At 65.3% G+C, this 14,820-nt stretch carries 16 protein-coding genes; 12 read left to right on the plus strand and 4 right to left on the minus strand.

Annotated elements, in window-relative coordinates; genetic code table 11:
- Positions 1-60: 60 nt before the first annotated feature.
- The 9 genes from AC5RUU_RS15985 to AC5RUU_RS16025 all read left to right on the plus strand — a co-directional run bounded on the left by AC5RUU_RS15985 (position 61) and on the right by AC5RUU_RS16025 (position 9,661).
- A complete protein-coding gene (locus tag AC5RUU_RS15985) occupies positions 61-417 on the plus strand; it encodes an L-rhamnose mutarotase (protein ID WP_493976182.1) in 357 nt (118 codons plus the stop codon).
- A 79-nt stretch (positions 418-496) separates the two neighbouring features.
- Positions 497-1,663 carry an L-rhamnose isomerase gene (gene rhaI, locus AC5RUU_RS15990; RefSeq protein WP_493976183.1) on the plus strand — a complete coding sequence of 389 codons (1,167 nt, stop codon included), beginning with the start codon at positions 497-499 and terminating at the stop codon, positions 1,661-1,663.
- On the plus strand, positions 1,651-3,732 hold the full coding sequence (locus AC5RUU_RS15995; RefSeq protein ID WP_493976184.1) for a bifunctional aldolase/short-chain dehydrogenase: 2,082 nt from the start codon (positions 1,651-1,653) through the stop codon (positions 3,730-3,732). The genes rhaI and AC5RUU_RS15995 overlap by 13 nt, the downstream gene beginning before the upstream one ends.
- Positions 3,729-5,183, plus strand: coding sequence for a rhamnulokinase (locus AC5RUU_RS16000; RefSeq protein ID WP_493976185.1), 1,455 nt, complete (start codon positions 3,729-3,731; stop codon positions 5,181-5,183). Before AC5RUU_RS15995 ends, AC5RUU_RS16000 begins: the two co-directional genes overlap by 4 nt.
- Positions 5,184-5,229: 46 nt before the next feature.
- A complete protein-coding gene (locus AC5RUU_RS16005) occupies positions 5,230-6,249 on the plus strand; it encodes an acetylxylan esterase (RefSeq protein ID WP_493976186.1) in 1,020 nt (339 codons plus the stop codon).
- Positions 6,250-6,311: 62 nt separating this feature from the next.
- A complete protein-coding gene (locus AC5RUU_RS16010; RefSeq protein WP_493976187.1) occupies positions 6,312-7,628 on the plus strand; it encodes a glycoside-pentoside-hexuronide (GPH):cation symporter in 1,317 nt (438 codons plus the stop codon).
- Between the two features lie 310 nt (positions 7,629-7,938).
- Entirely contained in the window at positions 7,939-9,048 is a 1,110-nt protein-coding gene (locus tag AC5RUU_RS16015; RefSeq protein ID WP_493976188.1) for a 3-deoxy-7-phosphoheptulonate synthase, read from the plus strand.
- 153 nt (positions 9,049-9,201) lie between these two features.
- Positions 9,202-9,411: a helix-turn-helix domain-containing protein gene (locus AC5RUU_RS16020; RefSeq protein ID WP_493976189.1), complete on the plus strand. Its 210-nt coding sequence runs from the start codon at positions 9,202-9,204 to the stop codon at positions 9,409-9,411.
- Positions 9,412-9,562: 151 nt separating this feature from the next.
- On the plus strand, positions 9,563-9,661 hold the full coding sequence (locus AC5RUU_RS16025) for a 30S ribosomal protein bS22 (RefSeq protein ID WP_003792170.1): 99 nt from the start codon (positions 9,563-9,565) through the stop codon (positions 9,659-9,661).
- Positions 9,662-9,799: 138 nt separating this feature from the next.
- On the opposite strand, the gene AC5RUU_RS16030 is transcribed toward AC5RUU_RS16025, so the two are convergent.
- Positions 9,800-10,618 (minus strand): HAD family hydrolase, encoded by an 819-nt coding sequence (locus AC5RUU_RS16030; RefSeq protein WP_493976190.1) that lies wholly within the window; start codon positions 10,616-10,618, stop codon positions 9,800-9,802.
- Between the two features lie 76 nt (positions 10,619-10,694).
- On the opposite strand from AC5RUU_RS16030, the gene AC5RUU_RS16035 reads away from it, so the two are divergent.
- Together AC5RUU_RS16035 and AC5RUU_RS16040 are read left to right on the plus strand one after the other, a co-directional pair.
- A complete protein-coding gene (locus AC5RUU_RS16035) occupies positions 10,695-10,949 on the plus strand; it encodes a glutaredoxin family protein (RefSeq protein WP_493976191.1) in 255 nt (84 codons plus the stop codon).
- A gap of 92 nt (positions 10,950-11,041) precedes the next feature.
- Entirely contained in the window at positions 11,042-11,746 is a 705-nt protein-coding gene (locus AC5RUU_RS16040) for a redox-sensing transcriptional repressor Rex (RefSeq protein WP_493976192.1), read from the plus strand.
- A 49-nt stretch (positions 11,747-11,795) separates the two neighbouring features.
- On the opposite strand, the gene AC5RUU_RS16045 is transcribed toward AC5RUU_RS16040, so the two are convergent.
- From AC5RUU_RS16045 to AC5RUU_RS16055, 3 genes are all read right to left on the minus strand, one after another.
- A complete protein-coding gene (locus AC5RUU_RS16045) occupies positions 11,796-12,584 on the minus strand; it encodes a hypothetical protein (protein ID WP_493976193.1) in 789 nt (262 codons plus the stop codon).
- 108 nt (positions 12,585-12,692) lie between these two features.
- Positions 12,693-13,160 (minus strand): hypothetical protein, encoded by a 468-nt coding sequence (locus AC5RUU_RS16050; RefSeq protein ID WP_493976194.1) that lies wholly within the window; start codon positions 13,158-13,160, stop codon positions 12,693-12,695.
- 134 nt (positions 13,161-13,294) lie between these two features.
- Positions 13,295-13,843, minus strand: coding sequence for a YceI family protein (locus AC5RUU_RS16055; protein ID WP_493976195.1), 549 nt, complete (start codon positions 13,841-13,843; stop codon positions 13,295-13,297).
- A gap of 201 nt (positions 13,844-14,044) precedes the next feature.
- Between AC5RUU_RS16055 and AC5RUU_RS16060 the strand changes: the two genes are divergently transcribed.
- Positions 14,045-14,725 (plus strand): histidine phosphatase family protein, encoded by a 681-nt coding sequence (locus tag AC5RUU_RS16060; RefSeq protein WP_493976196.1) that lies wholly within the window; start codon positions 14,045-14,047, stop codon positions 14,723-14,725.
- The last annotated feature ends 95 nt before the right edge of the window (positions 14,726-14,820 follow it).

The raw sequence follows: 14,820 nt of genomic DNA on the forward strand, positions 1-14,820 counted from the left end.
AGTACTTTGAATCGTAACAATGAAACGATTCAAAGATTCGCGAGTTTAGGAGAGTTCCAAATGAGGGTGTGCTTCCGCTCCTCGGTGAAGCCGGCGCTGATGGCCGAATACAAGCGGCGCCACGCCGCCGTGTGGCCGGAGATGCTCCGCGCCCTCAAAGACGCAGGCTGGAACAACTACTCCCTGTTCCTCGCGGAGGACGGGCTGCTGGTGGGTTACCTGGAATGCGACGACTTCGACGCAGCCCGGGCCCGCATGGCCCTCACTGACGTGAACACCCGCTGGCAGGCGGAAATGGCATTGCTGTTCGACAACGCAGAAAACTCCGGCCAGGCACCCGACGAAGGGTTCCAGGTCCTCGAGGAAGTCTTCAACCTGGACAGCCAGCTCGCAGCAGCAGGGACCTCGGCTTCCTGAAGCAGCCCGCTACAGGCAGCTCCGGCAGCGGGGCCGCAGCAACAGACCACAAACGAACAAGACACCGGGAAGAATCATCATGAATGACGTAGCAACGGCGCTGGGCAGGCTCGAGGAGCTCGCCATCGAGGTCCCCTCGTGGGCCTATGGAAATTCAGGCACGCGGTTCAAGGTGTTCGGCACCCCCGGCACGCCCCGGACCGTGCAGGAGAAGCTCGCTGACGCGGCGAAGGTGCACGAGTTGACTGGCCTTGCCCCCACCGTGGCGCTGCACATTCCGTGGGACAAGGTGGACGATTACGCCGCTTTGAAGGAGTACGCGGCGGGGCTGGGAGTCGGTCTGGGCACGATCAACTCCAACACGTTCCAGGATGACGAGTACAAGTTCGGCTCCCTGACTTCTTCGAACGACGCGGTCCGGCGCCGGGCTATCGAGCATCACCTGGACTGCATCGAGATTATGCACGCCACGGGTTCGAAGGACCTGAAGATCTGGCTGGCGGACGGCACCAACTACCCGGGCCAGGACGACATGCGCGGCCGCCAGGACCGGCTGGCTGAGTCGCTGCAGGAAATTTACGCGGCCCTGGGCGATGAGCAGCGCCTGGTGCTGGAGTACAAGTTCTTCGAGCCGGCTTTCTACCACACCGATGTTCCGGACTGGGGCACCTCCTACGCCCAGACCCTGGCGCTGGGGGAGAAGGCGTTTGTCTGCCTGGACACCGGTCACCATGCTCCGGGCACCAACATTGAGTTCATCGTGATGCAGCTGCTGCGCCTGGGCAAGCTTGGTTCCTTCGACTTCAACTCCCGCTTCTACGCCGACGACGACCTCATTGTGGGTGCCGCGGATCCGTTCCAGCTCTTCCGGATCATGTTCGAGGTGATCCGTGGCGGCGGTTACGGCAAGGACTCCGGCGTAGCACTGATGCTGGACCAGTGCCACAACCTGGAAGAGAAGATCCCGGGCCAGATCCGCTCGGTGCTGAACGTCCAGGAAATGACGGCCCGGGCCCTGCTGGTGGACACCGCGGCCCTGTCCGAAGCGCAGCGCGCCGGGGACGTTTTGGCGGCGAACGCTGTGTTCAATGACGCGTTCTACACCGACGTCCGGCCGGTCCTGGCCGGGTGGCGTGAATCCCGCGGCCTCCCCGCGGACCCGTTGGCCGCGTTCAAGGCCAGCGGTTACCAGAAGAAGATCAACGAGGACCGCGTGGGCGGCCAGCAAGCCGGATGGGGCGCATAAGCATGACCATGCAGAACACAGACATGCAGAACATAGGCAACAAGACTGTCGAAGACCTGATTTCCCGTTCCAACCGCCTGGGTGCGGACAAACGGAACACGAATTTCGCCGGCGGCAACACCTCCGCGAAGGGCACAGGGAAGGACCCGGTGACGGGCGAGGACGTCCAGCTGCTCTGGGTTAAGGGCTCCGGCGGCGACCTGGGCACGCTGAAGGCGGAGAACCTCGCGGTGCTGCGCCTGGACCGGCTGAATGCGCTCAAGAACGTCTACCCAGGCGTCGAGCGTGAAGACGAGATGGTGGCCGCCTTCGATTACTGCCTGCACGGCAAGGGCGGCGCAGCTCCCTCGATCGACACCGCAATGCACGGCCTGGTGGACGCCGCGCACGTGGACCACCTGCACCCGGACTCCGGCATCGCCATTGCCACGGCGGTGGACGGCGAGGCGCTGACCACAAAGATCTTCGGCAACAAGGTGGTCTGGGTTCCCTGGCGCCGCCCCGGGTTCCAGCTGGGCCTGGACATCGCAGCGATCAAGGAAGCCAACCCGCAGGCCATCGGCACCATCCTGGGCGGGCACGGCATCACCGCCTGGGGCGCCACCAGCGAGGAAGCGGAGCAGAACTCGCTGTGGATCATCGAACAGGCCGAAAAGTACATCCGCGAAAACGGCAAGGCCGAGCCCTTCGGGCCCAAGCTGCCCGGCTACGGTGCCCTGCCCGAGGCGGAGCGCCGTGCCAAGGCTGCAGCCCTGGCACCGGTGATCCGTGGCCTGGCCTCCACGGATAAGCCGCAGCTGGGGCACTTCAGCGATGACGCCGTCGTCCTCGACTTCCTCGAAGCAGCCGAGCACCCGCGGCTGGGCGCCCTGGGCACCTCCTGCCCGGACCACTTCCTGCGCACCAAGGTCAAGCCGCTGATCCTGGACCTGCCCGCCGGCGCCTCGATCGAGGACTCGATTGCCCGGCTGCACGAGTTGCACGCGGACTACCGTGAGGACTACCAGGCCTACTACGACCGCCACGCGGACGCCGATTCCCCCGCCCTGCGCGGTGCGGACCCGGCCATCGTGCTGGTTCCAGGTGTGGGTATGTTCTCCTTCGGTGCCAACAAGCAGACCGCCCGCGTTGCCGGTGAGTTCTACATCAACGCCATCAACGTGATGCGCGGTGCAGAGGCAATCTCCACGTATGCCCCGATCGAGGAATCCGAAAAGTTCCAAATCGAGTACTGGGCGCTGGAGGAAGCCAAGCTGGCCCGGATGCCCAAGCCCAAGTCCCACGCCACCCGGATTGCGCTGGTGACCGGCGCGGCTTCCGGCATCGGCAAGGCCATCGCCACCCGCCTCGCCGCGGAAGGCGCCTGCGTTGTCATCGCTGACCTGAACCTCGAAAACGCGCAGAAGGTGGCCGAGGAACTCGGCGGGCCCGATGTCGCCGTCGGCGTGCAGGCCGACGTGACCGACGAAGCCCAGGTCGCCGCCGCCATCGACGCTGCTGTCCTTGCGTTCGGCGGTGTGGACCTGGTGGTCAACAACGCCGGCCTGTCCATCTCCAAGCCGCTGCTGGAAACCACCGAAAAGGACTGGGACCTGCAGCACAACGTCATGGCCAAGGGCTCGTTCCTGGTGGCCAAGGCCGCCGCGAAGGTCATGATCGCGCAGGGCCTAGGCGGGGACATTATCTACATCTCCTCCAAGAACTCCGTGTTCGCCGGCCCCAACAACATCGCCTACTCCGCCACCAAGGCAGACCAGGCCCACCAGGTGCGCCTGCTCGCCGCCGAACTCGGTGAGCACGGCATCCGCGTCAACGGCATCAACCCCGACGGCGTGGTCCGCGGCTCCGGCATCTTCGCGGGCGGCTGGGGCGCCAAGCGCGCCGCCGTGTACGGCGTGGACGAAGAAAAACTGGGCGAGTACTACGCCCAGCGCACCCTGCTCAAGCGCGAAGTCCTGCCCGAGCATGTGGCCAACGCCGCCGCGGTACTCACCAGCAACGAACTGTCCCACACCACCGGCCTGCACATCCCCGTGGACGCCGGAGTGGCCGCAGCCTTCCTGCGGTGACAGCGCATGTTTCAGATGTCGACGGCGGCGTGTTCGCCGCCGTCGACATCGGCGCCTCCTCCGGCCGCGTCATCCTCGGCCGCGTTTCCGGTGACGGTGTGCATCTTGAGGTGGTCCACCGCTTCCCCAACGGCGTGGTGGAGATCGACGGCGGCCTCCGCTGGGACTTCGACGCCCTCTTCGCGGAGGTGCTTGAAGGGCTCCGGGCGGCGGCTACCGTCGCCGCCGTGCAGGGCGAGGAGATTACCAGCATCGGCATCGACACCTGGGCCGTGGACTACGGCCTGGTCAACAGGGCCGGTGAGCTCACCGCCCAGCCTTTCAGCTACCGCGACGACCGCAGCCGCACCGCCGTCGAACCGGTCCACCGCAAGCTGGACCCGGCCCGCCTCTACGGGACCACCGGGCTGCAGTTCCTGCAGTTCAACACCATCTACCAGCTCGCCACCGAGAAGAACCTGGACGGCCTGCAGGCGCTCCTGATCCCGGACCTGATCGCATTCCTCCTCACCGGCGTCCGGCGGACCGAGGCGACGAACGCCTCCACCACCGGCCTGTTTGACGCTGTTGCGGGGGAATGGGCCACGGAGTTCCTGACCGCCCTGGGCCTGCGGAAAGACCTGTTCCCGCCGCTGGTCCAGCCCGGTGAAACGGTTGGGACCCTCCTGCCGGAGATCGCCGCGCAGGTAGGCCTGCCGCAGGACACCATGGTGGTGGCGGTGGGCTCGCACGACACCGCGTCCGCTGTCGCCGCCGTCCCCGCCCAGGAAGAGGACTTCGCCTACATCTCCTCCGGCACCTGGTCCCTGGTGGGGCTCGAACTGAAGCACCCGATCCTCACGGAAGCCAGCCGGGAGGCGAACTTCACCAACGAGCGCGGGGTGGACGGCACCATCCGATACCTGCGCAACATGGGCGGGCTTTGGCTGTTGAGCGAATGCCAGCGGACGTGGGCGGCGGAAGGGTTCCGGCCCGAGCTTCCGGCACTGCTTCAGGCTGCCGGCGCGCTGCCGCCGGGCGGGCCTCAGATCAACCCTGACGATCCGTACTTCATCGCCCCGGACAGCATGCCGGAGCGGATCAGGGCCGCTGTCTGCCGCACCGGCGATGTACTGCCCGACAATCCGGCGGCCATCACCCGCTGCATCATGGACAGCCTCGCCACCGGTTACGCTCGCACAATCCGCGATGCAGAGCGTCTTGCAGGCCGGTCAGTGGATGTGGTGCAAATAGTGGGCGGCGGTTCCCAGAACCAGCTGCTCTGCCAGCTCACGGCAGATAAGACGGGAAGACAAGTGGTTGCCGGGCCGGTGGAAGCCACCGCGTTGGGTAATGTCCTGGTACAGGCGCGCGCTGCCGGGGCTGTCTCCGGCGGGCTGGCCGAGCTCCGCGCACTGGTTGCGGCCAGCAGCCCACTGCAGGTCTTCGTGCCGGAGCTGTCGCGCCTGTAGGTCCTGCACCCCCCGTTTTCTTTGAAAGCCAGATCTGGAATAGCTGATGCCCCTCTTCGACCTTCCCCTTGAACAGCTCCGCGGCTACACCTCGGACGTGACGCCGCCGGAGGACTTCACCGCATTCTGGGATGCCACCATCGCGGAAGCCCGGTCATATCCACTGGGCGTGGCCTTCGAACCCGTGGAGAACTATCTTTCGGTCATCGACACGTACGACGTGACCTTCGCCGGCTACGGCGGCGCGCCCGTCAAGGGGTGGTTGCACCTGCCGGCAAACCGCGCCGCCGGTGCCCGGCTCCCGGTGGTGGTCCAGTATGTCGGGTACTCGGGCGGCCGTGGCCTGGTCAACCAGGACACACGGTGGGCGCAGGCGGGGTACGCCCACTTCATTACGGACACGCGCGGCCAGGGCTACGGCGGCACCGTGGGCGAGACGCCCGACCGGCACCCGTCCGCCGGGGACGTGGCGCACGCAGGCCTCATGACCCGGGGCATCGCAAGCCGGGAGGATTACTACTACCGCCGGGTCTATGTGGACGCTTTCCGCGCGGTGGAGGCCGCCCAGGCACACCCCGACGTCGACGCCGCCAAAGTTGTGCTGGCGGGCGTCAGCCAGGGCGGTGGGATCGTCGTGGCCACGGCAGGCCTGGCTGCAGGACGGCTCGACGGCGTCATCGCCGCGCTGCCCGACGTCCCCTTCCTCCAGGACTTTCCCCGGGCCATCGACATCACCCCTCGGGGCCCGTACCCGGAGATCGCCCAGTTCCTGGCGCGCCACCGCGACCGCTACGAGCACGTGCTGGACGTCCTCCGGTACTTCGACGGCGTCAACCTGGCCCGCCTGGCCACCGTCCCCGCCCTGTACTCCGCAGCCCAGATGGACGACATCTGCCCGCCGTCCACCGTGTTCGCAAGTTTCAACGCCTACGGCTCGGGGACGGCGGATTCTTCCGGTACCGGTGCCGCCAAGGAAATCGAGGTCTACAGGTTCAACAACCACGAGGGCGGCCAGGAACACCACTGGATCCGGCAGCTCCTGTTTCTCCGCAAGTTTTTGGGGTAAGTTCCTACCTGCGGCCCCGAGAAAACGGTTTCTGGCCGCAGGAGCAGGGACAAATAAAGCAAGTGAGCAGGCTCAGCATTGTGGGCTACGGCGCCGGCGACGCGGCCAACAGCATGATCATCAGCACGGCGAACATGTTCCTGCTGGTCTACTACACGGACGTTGCGGGAATCGGGGCGGCCGCGGCCGGCACGCTGCTGGTGGTGGCGCGCGTCTTCAACGCCTTCACGGATATTGCGGCCGGACGCATCGTGGACCGCGTGCAAAGCAGGCGGTGGGGCAAGTTCCGGCCCTTCCTGATGTTCGGCTTCATTCCGCTCCTGCTTGGAGCTGCCGTGTTCCATGTGCCCGACGCCGAACCCTCCACGAAACTGCTCTACGCCTACTGCACGTACGGCCTGGTGTGCCTGGCCTACAGCCTGGTGAACGTACCGTACGGGTGCCTGGTGGGGGCGATGACCCAGGACCCGCGGGAACGGGCCCGGCTGGCCGGGGCGCGGACCATCGGCGGGTTGTCGGTAGGGGCAACCCTGGGCTTCTTCATCGCTCCGCTGCTGGGCGCCGGGGGCAACATGCAGCAGATCTTCACGGTCATGACACTGATCTTCGCAGTTATCGGGTCCGGGCTGTACCTGTTTACGGGGATTGTCTGCCGGGAACAGATCGTCAGCAGCGTCCCCACCATCACCATGCGGCAAAGTGTCGACGCGCTGAAAGCCAACTCCCCGCTGGTGGTCCTCTGCGTCAGTTCCGTCCTGTTCGTCACCGGAGCCAGTGCCACCGGTGCCGCCCAGTTCTTCTACCTGCGCGACGTCCTGTCCCGGGTGGACCTGTTTTCGGTGATGGCAGCGGCGCAGGTGGCAATTACCCTGGTGCTCGCCGTCGTGATGCCCCGCATCGTGGCAAGGTGGGGCAAGAGAGCCGTCTACGTTGCCGGCGGCTGCACGGGGGGGCTGGGCGGGCTGGTGGTCTTCATGGTTCCGGCAAACCTGCCGTGGCTTGCCGTCGCGGGCATCGTGCTGGCCATGCTTTCGTCCGCCTCGGTGGGAATTGTGACCTGGGCGCTGATCGCGGACACCGTGGAGTACGGCGAATGGAAGACCGGCGTGCGGGTGCAGGGCATCAACTATGCGCTCCTGGCAGCCACCCGGAAGCTGGGAATGGGATTCGGCGGGGGAGTGGTGGCCTTTTCGCTGGCGTGGGGCGGTTACGCGTCGGCGGCTGCGGCCCAGGCGGATACCGCCCTCGTGGCCATCAGGGCCGCCGCGGGCCTGCTTCCCGGTGCCCTGGTGCTGGCAGCAGCCGCAACCATGTACTGGTACCGCCTCACGGACGAAAAGCACGCCGAACTGGTGGCAGGCCTGCAGGAGTCCAAGTAGCCGCCGCGCCACTGTTCCTAGCGGTGCCCGGGAAACCGCCGAACCTTGGCGGTTCGGAGCCGCGGACAAGGGCCTGTCCCGGGAATGTGACGCAACCGATTTTGCAGGTCCGCTGCACGGGGTTATGGTCTTTCCCATGACTAACCGTTGGTATGCGTATTTTTCGTTGGCTCTGGAGGGGCCCGCGTCTAACTGACACGCATCCAACATTCCTTCAGAGCCAACAGGGCAGAGATCATTCTCTGCCCTTCGCCGTTTCTCCGGCGGGTTCTGAACCGGGCCCGCTTCCCATCTGGAACAGGACCCGAACATGAGCACCGCAACAGCCTCAGCAGCAAAATCCACTTCGAACCTTCGGGTCAGCGAATTCACCCCGCTGCCCACTCCTTCAGAACTCCTTGCCGAACTGCCCCTGGACGCCCGGGCCGCAGACGTCGTCGAACGCGGACGCGATGAAGTCCGCGCCATCATGGACGGCGTGGACGACCGCCTGCTGGTCATTGTCGGCCCCTGCTCCATCCACGATCCCAAGGCCGGGCTGGAGTACGCCCGCCGGCTGGTCAGCCAGGCTGAGAAGCACAAGGAAGACCTGCTCATCGTCATGCGGACCTACTTCGAAAAGCCCCGCACCACCGTGGGCTGGAAGGGCCTGATCAACGATCCCCGCCTGGACGGCAGCCACGACATGGTCACCGGCCTGCGGACGGCCCGGCATTTCCTGCAGCAGGTCACTGCCCTGGGACTGCCCACCGCCACCGAATTCCTGGAGCCCATCAGCCCCCAGTACATGGCGGACCTGATCTCCTGGGGCGCCATCGGAGCGCGCACCACGGAAAGCCAGATCCACCGGCAGCTCGCTTCGGGACTCTCCATGCCCATCGGCTTCAAGAACGGGACCGACGGCGACCTGCAGGTGGCCATCGATGCGTGCGGCGCTTCCGCGGCGGCGCAGGCGTTCCTGGGCATCGACGGCGACGGCCGCGCCGCACTGGTGGCCACTGCCGGCAACCCGGACACCCACCTCATCCTCCGTGGCGGGCGGAAGGGGCCCAACTACTCTGCGGCGGACGTTGAGGCTGCGTCGGGCAAGCTGGCCGGCAAGCAGCTGAATCCCCGGCTGATCGTGGACGCAAGCCACGCCAACAGCGGCAAGAGCCACCACCGGCAGGCCGAGGTGGCCCTGGAGATCGGGGCGCAGCTTGAGGACGGTGGCGCCTCGGCGAAGGCGATCGCCGGCGTCATGCTGGAAAGCTTCCTGGTGGGCGGTGCCCAGAACCTGGATGTTGCCCAGCATGCAGCCGGCCGGTCGGAGCTGGTTTACGGCCAGAGTGTGACGGATGCCTGCATGGACTGGGACGTTTCCGTGTCCGTGCTGGACCAGCTGGCCGCGTCTGCGCGTAAACGCCGGACTGCTGGGTAGGGAGCGAAATAGGGGAGCACACTACTTTCACATCTGCCACAGGAACATCTAGAGTATCCAGATAGGTGGTTGGTGGATGGCTCAGCATCGGAACACCGCATTGGCATGTACCTGGGGTCACTGTTGTCCATCCGTCAGCAAAGGAATAGGGAAATGTCGGAACAGAACTTCTCCAACGCGAAGTTCCTCACCGTGGCTGAGGTAGCCCAGGTCATGCGGGTCTCCAAGATGACCGTGTACCGTCTGGTGCACTCGGGTGAAATGCCCGCAGTCCGCTTTGGCCGCTCCTACCGGGTTCCGGAAAACGCGGTGGAGCAGTACCTCAAGGGTGCTGTGGTGGAGGGCAACACCGAGACCGCCTGAGGAGGCCTGTCAAAGGCCGCTCCGGATAGGCGGTACCCTGTTAAGGAACGATTTACGTCATTGTAAGAATCTGTCAGTTGTTCAGTTCGTAGCTTCGTCCACGGACCCGTTCCAGCAGGCAGGTACTGCATCTAGTTTGTAAGGAACTTTCGTGGGTTCAGTAATTAAGAAGCGTCGCAAGCGTATGGCCAAGAAGAAGCACCGCAAGCTGCTTCGCAAGACCCGTCACCAGCGCCGCAACAAGAAGTAGTAATACTTCGAACAGCGTTTAATGCCCGTCGCCTTTCGAGGTGGCGGGCATTGCTGTTTCCGGAACCAACCAGTGTCCGGACCCAACTAGGTAGCAGCAGATGTCGTTATGACCGCTCATAACGACATCTGCTGCTACCTAGACGCGGGGGCCGCGGATGCGGGCGAAGCCCTTCCAGAGCCCGTAGACCGCGCCGCCGGCGGTGGCTGCCTTGAGGCCGAAGGTTGCGGCGCGCCGTCCCGCCCGGAAGTCGTAGACCGGCCAGTTGTGGTCGCGGGCATGTCGGCGAAGCCGGGAATCCGGATTGATTGCCACGGGGTGGCCCACCAGCGTGAGCAGCGGGATGTCGTTGTAGGAATCGCTGTAGGCCCAGCAGCGCTTCAGGTCAAGGTCCTCGGCGTCGGCAACGGCCCTGACCGCTACGGCCTTGGCGGAGCCGTGCAGGATGTCGCCCACAAGGCGGCCCGTGTACATGCCTTCCGAAATTTCCCCCACGGTACCCAGGGCGCCCGTCAGCCCCAGCCGGGTGGAGATCACCTTGGCCACTTCGATGGGGGTGGCCGTTACCAGCCAGACGCGGCGGCCCACCCGGAGATGCTGCTCGGCCAGCGCCTTCGCGCCGGGCCAGATCCGTGAAGCGATCATCTCGTCATAGACTTCTTCGCCCAGTGCCTTGATGTCGTCAACGGTAATGCCGGCGGCCAGGGTCAGGGCAGAATCGCGGACCGCATGGACGTCGTCGATGTTTTCGCCCCGTGCCATGAACTTGAACTGCTTCCAGGCGAAGCCGGCCGCCTGGGCCATGGTGAATGCGCCGCGCTGGTGCATCTTGCGCGCCACGTGGAAGAGGCTGGCGCCACGCATCAGCGTATTGTCCACATCGAAGAACGCCGCCTCGCCGGGCTGCGGCGCAGCAACCGGCTTGGTGACTACGGCGACGTACTTCTCCTCGGGCATGGACTCGAGTCTAGTCAATCCACCCGGTCGAAGCCGTCAGCGTGCCGGGCACCGCGAACGGGGCTACGGTTAAGTCATGGCCACACCCAGCGTCGTCCTCCTCACCAAGGCGAACTGTCACCTCTGCGAGGAAGCGCGCGACGCCGTTGGGCGGGTGACCGCCGCATTGGGCCTTGGGTGGACGGAAGAGTTGGTTGACCACCAGCCGGAACTCCGGGAACGCTACGCAGAGGAAATTCCGGTGGTGCTGGTGGACGGGGTGCAGCGCGATTTTTGGAAGATTGACGAGATCCGGCTGGCACGTGTCCTTCAGCGCGCGATGGCGCAATGACAGGGAAGCATTTCCGTTGATGGCAACTGCTTTGTTGCCACTGGCGGGAGGGCTCTAGAGTGGAGTCACAACGCGACTCAAGGGAGGGGCTGGTGACTTCGCTGGACTCAACTCCCCGGGCTGTCCCGGATCTTCCGGGCACCACGGGCACGCCGGCCAAACAGATTCCACCCGCAGCGGTGGCCCGGCTGACGCTCTACCTGCGCGCTCTCAACACTTTGCTTGCCGACGGAGTGGAGCGGGTCTCCTCCGAGTCCCTTGCCGAAGCGTCAGGTGTCAGCTCATCCACGCTGCGCAAGGACCTGTCGCACGTGGGCTCCTACGGCACCCGCGGTGTGGGGTACGAGGTGCAGTACCTCAGCCGCCACATTGCCGCCGCACTGGGACTGACCCACGACTGGAAAGTGGCGATCGTTGGTGCCGGCAACCTGGGCAAGGCCCTGGCCCGGTACGGCGGATTCGAGTCCCGCGGGTTCGACGTCGTGGCCATTTTTGACGCCGACCAGATGGTAGTGGGCAACGAAGTGGGGTGGCTGCGGGTCAGCGATGTCGCGGACCTGGAAACGGTCCTGCATCGCACCGGAGCCAACATGGTGGTGCTGGCGCTGCCGGCAGCCGTGGCCCAGGGCGTCTGCGACAGGGTGGTGGCTGCCGGCGTGCGCAGCGTGCTCAGCTTCGCCCCCGTCATGCTCCAGGTTCCGGAAGGGGTCAACCTGCGCAAGGTGGACATGGCCACAGAGCTGCAGATCCTGGCCTACCACGCACAGCGGGCGCAGGCCCCGGGGCAGACTGCCTAGATTCCTTCGCAGTTCCGGGGCCCACGCCCGCAAGAGTGGGGTTTTTCGCTTAGCGGCCGTAGGGGCTGCCGAACCCGCCGCCGTACGGGTTGGCGAACGGCTGCTGCTTCCGGAAGTAGGGAGCGGCGGCCGGCAGGTACAGCAGCACGATGGCGGCGATCCCCAGCAGGGTGCCCAGGGTTCCGATGGTGGGGATGCCGAACAGTCCGAAGATGGACAGGGCCGCAAAGACCGTGCCCAGGATGCGCGCCCAGTTCTTGCCCTTACGGATGAAGAAGGCCACCAGCAGGTACAGCCCGGCCCCAAGGATGGCGAAGACCACCAGCGTGCCGGCAATGACGCCCTTGATGTCCTCGTAGGTGACGCCGGTGGCGCCGCCCGCTTCCATCTGGTCCTCAAACGTCCGGCGGAACATCGGGTCATCCAGCTGGCCGAGGCCTGTCAGCAGTGAGACCACGAAAATCACCGCGGACGCAATCAGCAGCCAGAAGGAAATGTTGACGAGCTGCGGGACACCGTTGGCCCCTGTCGCCTGCGGCTGTTCAGACGGGTACTGGGCATAAGGCGACTGGCCGTATGAGGACTGGCCGAACGGCTGCTGGCCGTAGCCGGGGGCCTGCGGCGGGTTCTGCCCGTACTGCGGGGCGTTCTGCCCGTACTGCGGGGCCGACGGCGGCTGGGAACCGTACTCGGGCGGATTCTGCCCGTACTGCGGAGGGTTTTGTCCGTACGGCTGGCCGTACTGCGGAGCGTTTTCGCCGTAGCGGGGCTGGCCGCCGGGCTGGTTACCGGACTGGTCGTCATTGGGTACGGGAGGCGGGACTGGAGGAGTGCTCATGAGCGGTCCTTCTGCAGGTCGAATTCCAGGGAGGCTTCCGGGAGCGGTCCTGTGCCGACCCCCAGCATGGCTTAAGTCCACCGTACCCCCGGGCTGCCGCCTTGTGGGTCATTCTGGGGAGGTATTCCGCGCCGGGGCGGCGGCGAACCACGCCTGTGCCTTCGGCACCCACATCAACACCGTTGCGCCCAGGCTGATAAGGAAAGCGGTCCAGTTACCTGCGCCCTGCCCAAGGCCCGACGCCGTGTTAATCCCGGCAAGGACCAAGGTGATGCCGGCCAGCACTGTCAGGGCCAGCCGCGCCCACTTCCTGCCGGCCTTCATCTTGACGGCGAAAACCATTTGCGCCGCCCCCACGGCAGCGGCCAGCAACATCAGTGCGAGGACGGCTGCAGCGGTGCCAGGCGCGGCGGCAAAGAGCACCAGGGACGCCAGCATCGCCAGCAGTCCGCCCATCAGGCCGAGGAGGCCCCCGACGAACCAGATCCAGAACGAAACCTTGAGTTCGGTCGGCCGGCCCGCCACCGAAAACAGCGCGCCCAGGCCGCCCTGCGGCTGCGGGGAAGGGTTGCTCATGCCGTTCACTGTAGTCCCGGACTGCAGGGGCAGGGGCAGGGGCAGGCTTGCGGGTACAGGAAAGTCTGTGCGCTTTAAAGGAAAACCTCCGGCGCCGGCCTGAGCCGATGCAGGAGGTTTTCCCGGGAAACTGGTTACGCTGCCGGGGCGATGAAGGCCAGTTCAAGGTTGATGGCAACCTTGTCGCTGACCAGGACACCGCCGGTCTCGAGGACCGCGTTCCAGGTGAGGCCGAAGTCCTTGCGGCTGATGGTGGTCTCGGCGGAGACGCCGGCGCGGGTGTTGCCGAACGGGTCAACGGCCACGCCATTGAACTCGGTCTCCAGGGTTACCGGGCGGGTGACGCCCTTGATGGTGAGGTCGCCGTTCAGCTCGTAGCTGTTGCCTTTGGCCACCAGCCCGTTGGAGACGAAGGAGATCTCGGGGAACTTCTCAACGTCGAAGAAGTCCTCGCCCTTTACGTGGCCGTCGCGGTTGGCGTCGCCGGAATCGAAGCTGGCCGTGTTGATGGTGGCGGCGATCTTCGAATCAGCCACGTCCTCCCCGAGTTCCAGGGTGGCGGCTGCTTCGGTGAACTGGCCGCGGACCTTGCTGATGCCTGCGTGCCGGACAGTGAAGCCGATCTCGCTGTGGGAGTTGTCGAGGGTCCAGGTGCCGGTGGTGATGTCTGTGGGAAGTGCCATGGTGTGCTCCTTGATTCTGCGTGCCGGTTGACGATGTCCGTTGAACCTTCATCTGTTGAAGTCTCAACTATCTTGCTGCATCCAGTATAAACATGCATTTGCATCTTTTGTTCCCGCCTTCGGAACATTTCTTCAAAAACTTCAGTTCTACTGGATGTAGAAAATTTCGGATCGCAGGCCATCTTTGAGAAACTGGTAAACATGCCCCAAGCCACTGTCCATCTGCTCCGCCATGGCGAAGTCCATAATCCGGACGGCGTCCTGTATGGAAGGCTGCCCGAATTCCACCTCTCCGAGCTGGGGCGGGAGATGGCCCGCATGCTCGCCGAGCACTTCCGCCAGTGCGCCGCCAATGGCGCCCGGATTACCTACCTGGCAGCTTCGCCCCTGGACCGGGCGCAGGAAACGGCGGCCCCCACGGCTGAGGCGCTTCACCTGGAGATCCACACTGACGAGCGGATCATCGAAGCTGAGAACTATTTCGAAGGCATGAAGGTCACCAAGGCCGAATTGCGCCGGCCAAAGCACTGGCCGCGGCTGGTCAACCCCCTGCGCCCGTCCTGGGGCGAGCCGTACAAGCAGCAGGCCTCGCGGGTGATGGAAGCGGTCCAGGAAGCGCGCCTCCGGGCCATCGAACTGGCGGACGGGGACTTCGGCGCCGCCGGACCCGAGGCAATCATGGTCAGCCACCAGCTTCCCATCTGGGCAACCCGCCTCAACGCTGAGGGCAAGCCGCTGTGGCATGACCCGCGGAAACGCGAATGCACCCTGACATCCATCACGTCGCTGGTATTCGACGACGCCGGCACGCTCGTGCGCGTCCAGTACAGCGAGCCTGCGGCGTCCCTTCTTCCCGGTGCGGCAAGCACCCCTGGAGCCTAGTAGTGACCGACAGCAATTTCAGGAATACCGCGGCAGGCAAAGGGCCCGTCAGTTCCCGGCGCAGCCTCCTCGCTGCCGGCGGCCTGGCCCTCACC

The sequence above is a fragment of the Arthrobacter sp. K4-10C genome, from assembly GCF_059090085.1.

What these genes read in the sequence shown, in the direction of transcription:
- AC5RUU_RS16055 (WP_493976195.1), bottom strand. Translation starts at nt 13,843, where the DNA reads ATGGCACTTCCCACAGACATCACCACCGGCACCTGGACCCTCGACAAC.
- AC5RUU_RS16015 (WP_493976188.1), top strand. Translation starts at nt 7,939, where the DNA reads ATGAGCACCGCAACAGCCTCAGCAGCAAAATCCACTTCGAACCTTCGG.
- AC5RUU_RS16050 (WP_493976194.1), bottom strand. Translation starts at nt 13,160, where the DNA reads ATGAGCAACCCTTCCCCGCAGCCGCAGGGCGGCCTGGGCGCGCTGTTT.
- rhaI (WP_493976183.1), top strand. Translation starts at nt 497, where the DNA reads ATGAATGACGTAGCAACGGCGCTGGGCAGGCTCGAGGAGCTCGCCATC.
- AC5RUU_RS16060 (WP_493976196.1), top strand. Translation starts at nt 14,045, where the DNA reads ATGCCCCAAGCCACTGTCCATCTGCTCCGCCATGGCGAAGTCCATAAT.
- AC5RUU_RS15995 (WP_493976184.1), top strand. Translation starts at nt 1,651, where the DNA reads ATGGGGCGCATAAGCATGACCATGCAGAACACAGACATGCAGAACATA.
- AC5RUU_RS16035 (WP_493976191.1), top strand. Translation starts at nt 10,695, where the DNA reads ATGGCCACACCCAGCGTCGTCCTCCTCACCAAGGCGAACTGTCACCTC.
- AC5RUU_RS16020 (WP_493976189.1), top strand. Translation starts at nt 9,202, where the DNA reads ATGTCGGAACAGAACTTCTCCAACGCGAAGTTCCTCACCGTGGCTGAG.
- AC5RUU_RS16030 (WP_493976190.1), bottom strand. Translation starts at nt 10,618, where the DNA reads ATGCCCGAGGAGAAGTACGTCGCCGTAGTCACCAAGCCGGTTGCTGCG.
- AC5RUU_RS15985 (WP_493976182.1), top strand. Translation starts at nt 61, where the DNA reads ATGAGGGTGTGCTTCCGCTCCTCGGTGAAGCCGGCGCTGATGGCCGAA.
- AC5RUU_RS16045 (WP_493976193.1), bottom strand. Translation starts at nt 12,584, where the DNA reads ATGAGCACTCCTCCAGTCCCGCCTCCCGTACCCAATGACGACCAGTCC.
- AC5RUU_RS16005 (WP_493976186.1), top strand. Translation starts at nt 5,230, where the DNA reads ATGCCCCTCTTCGACCTTCCCCTTGAACAGCTCCGCGGCTACACCTCG.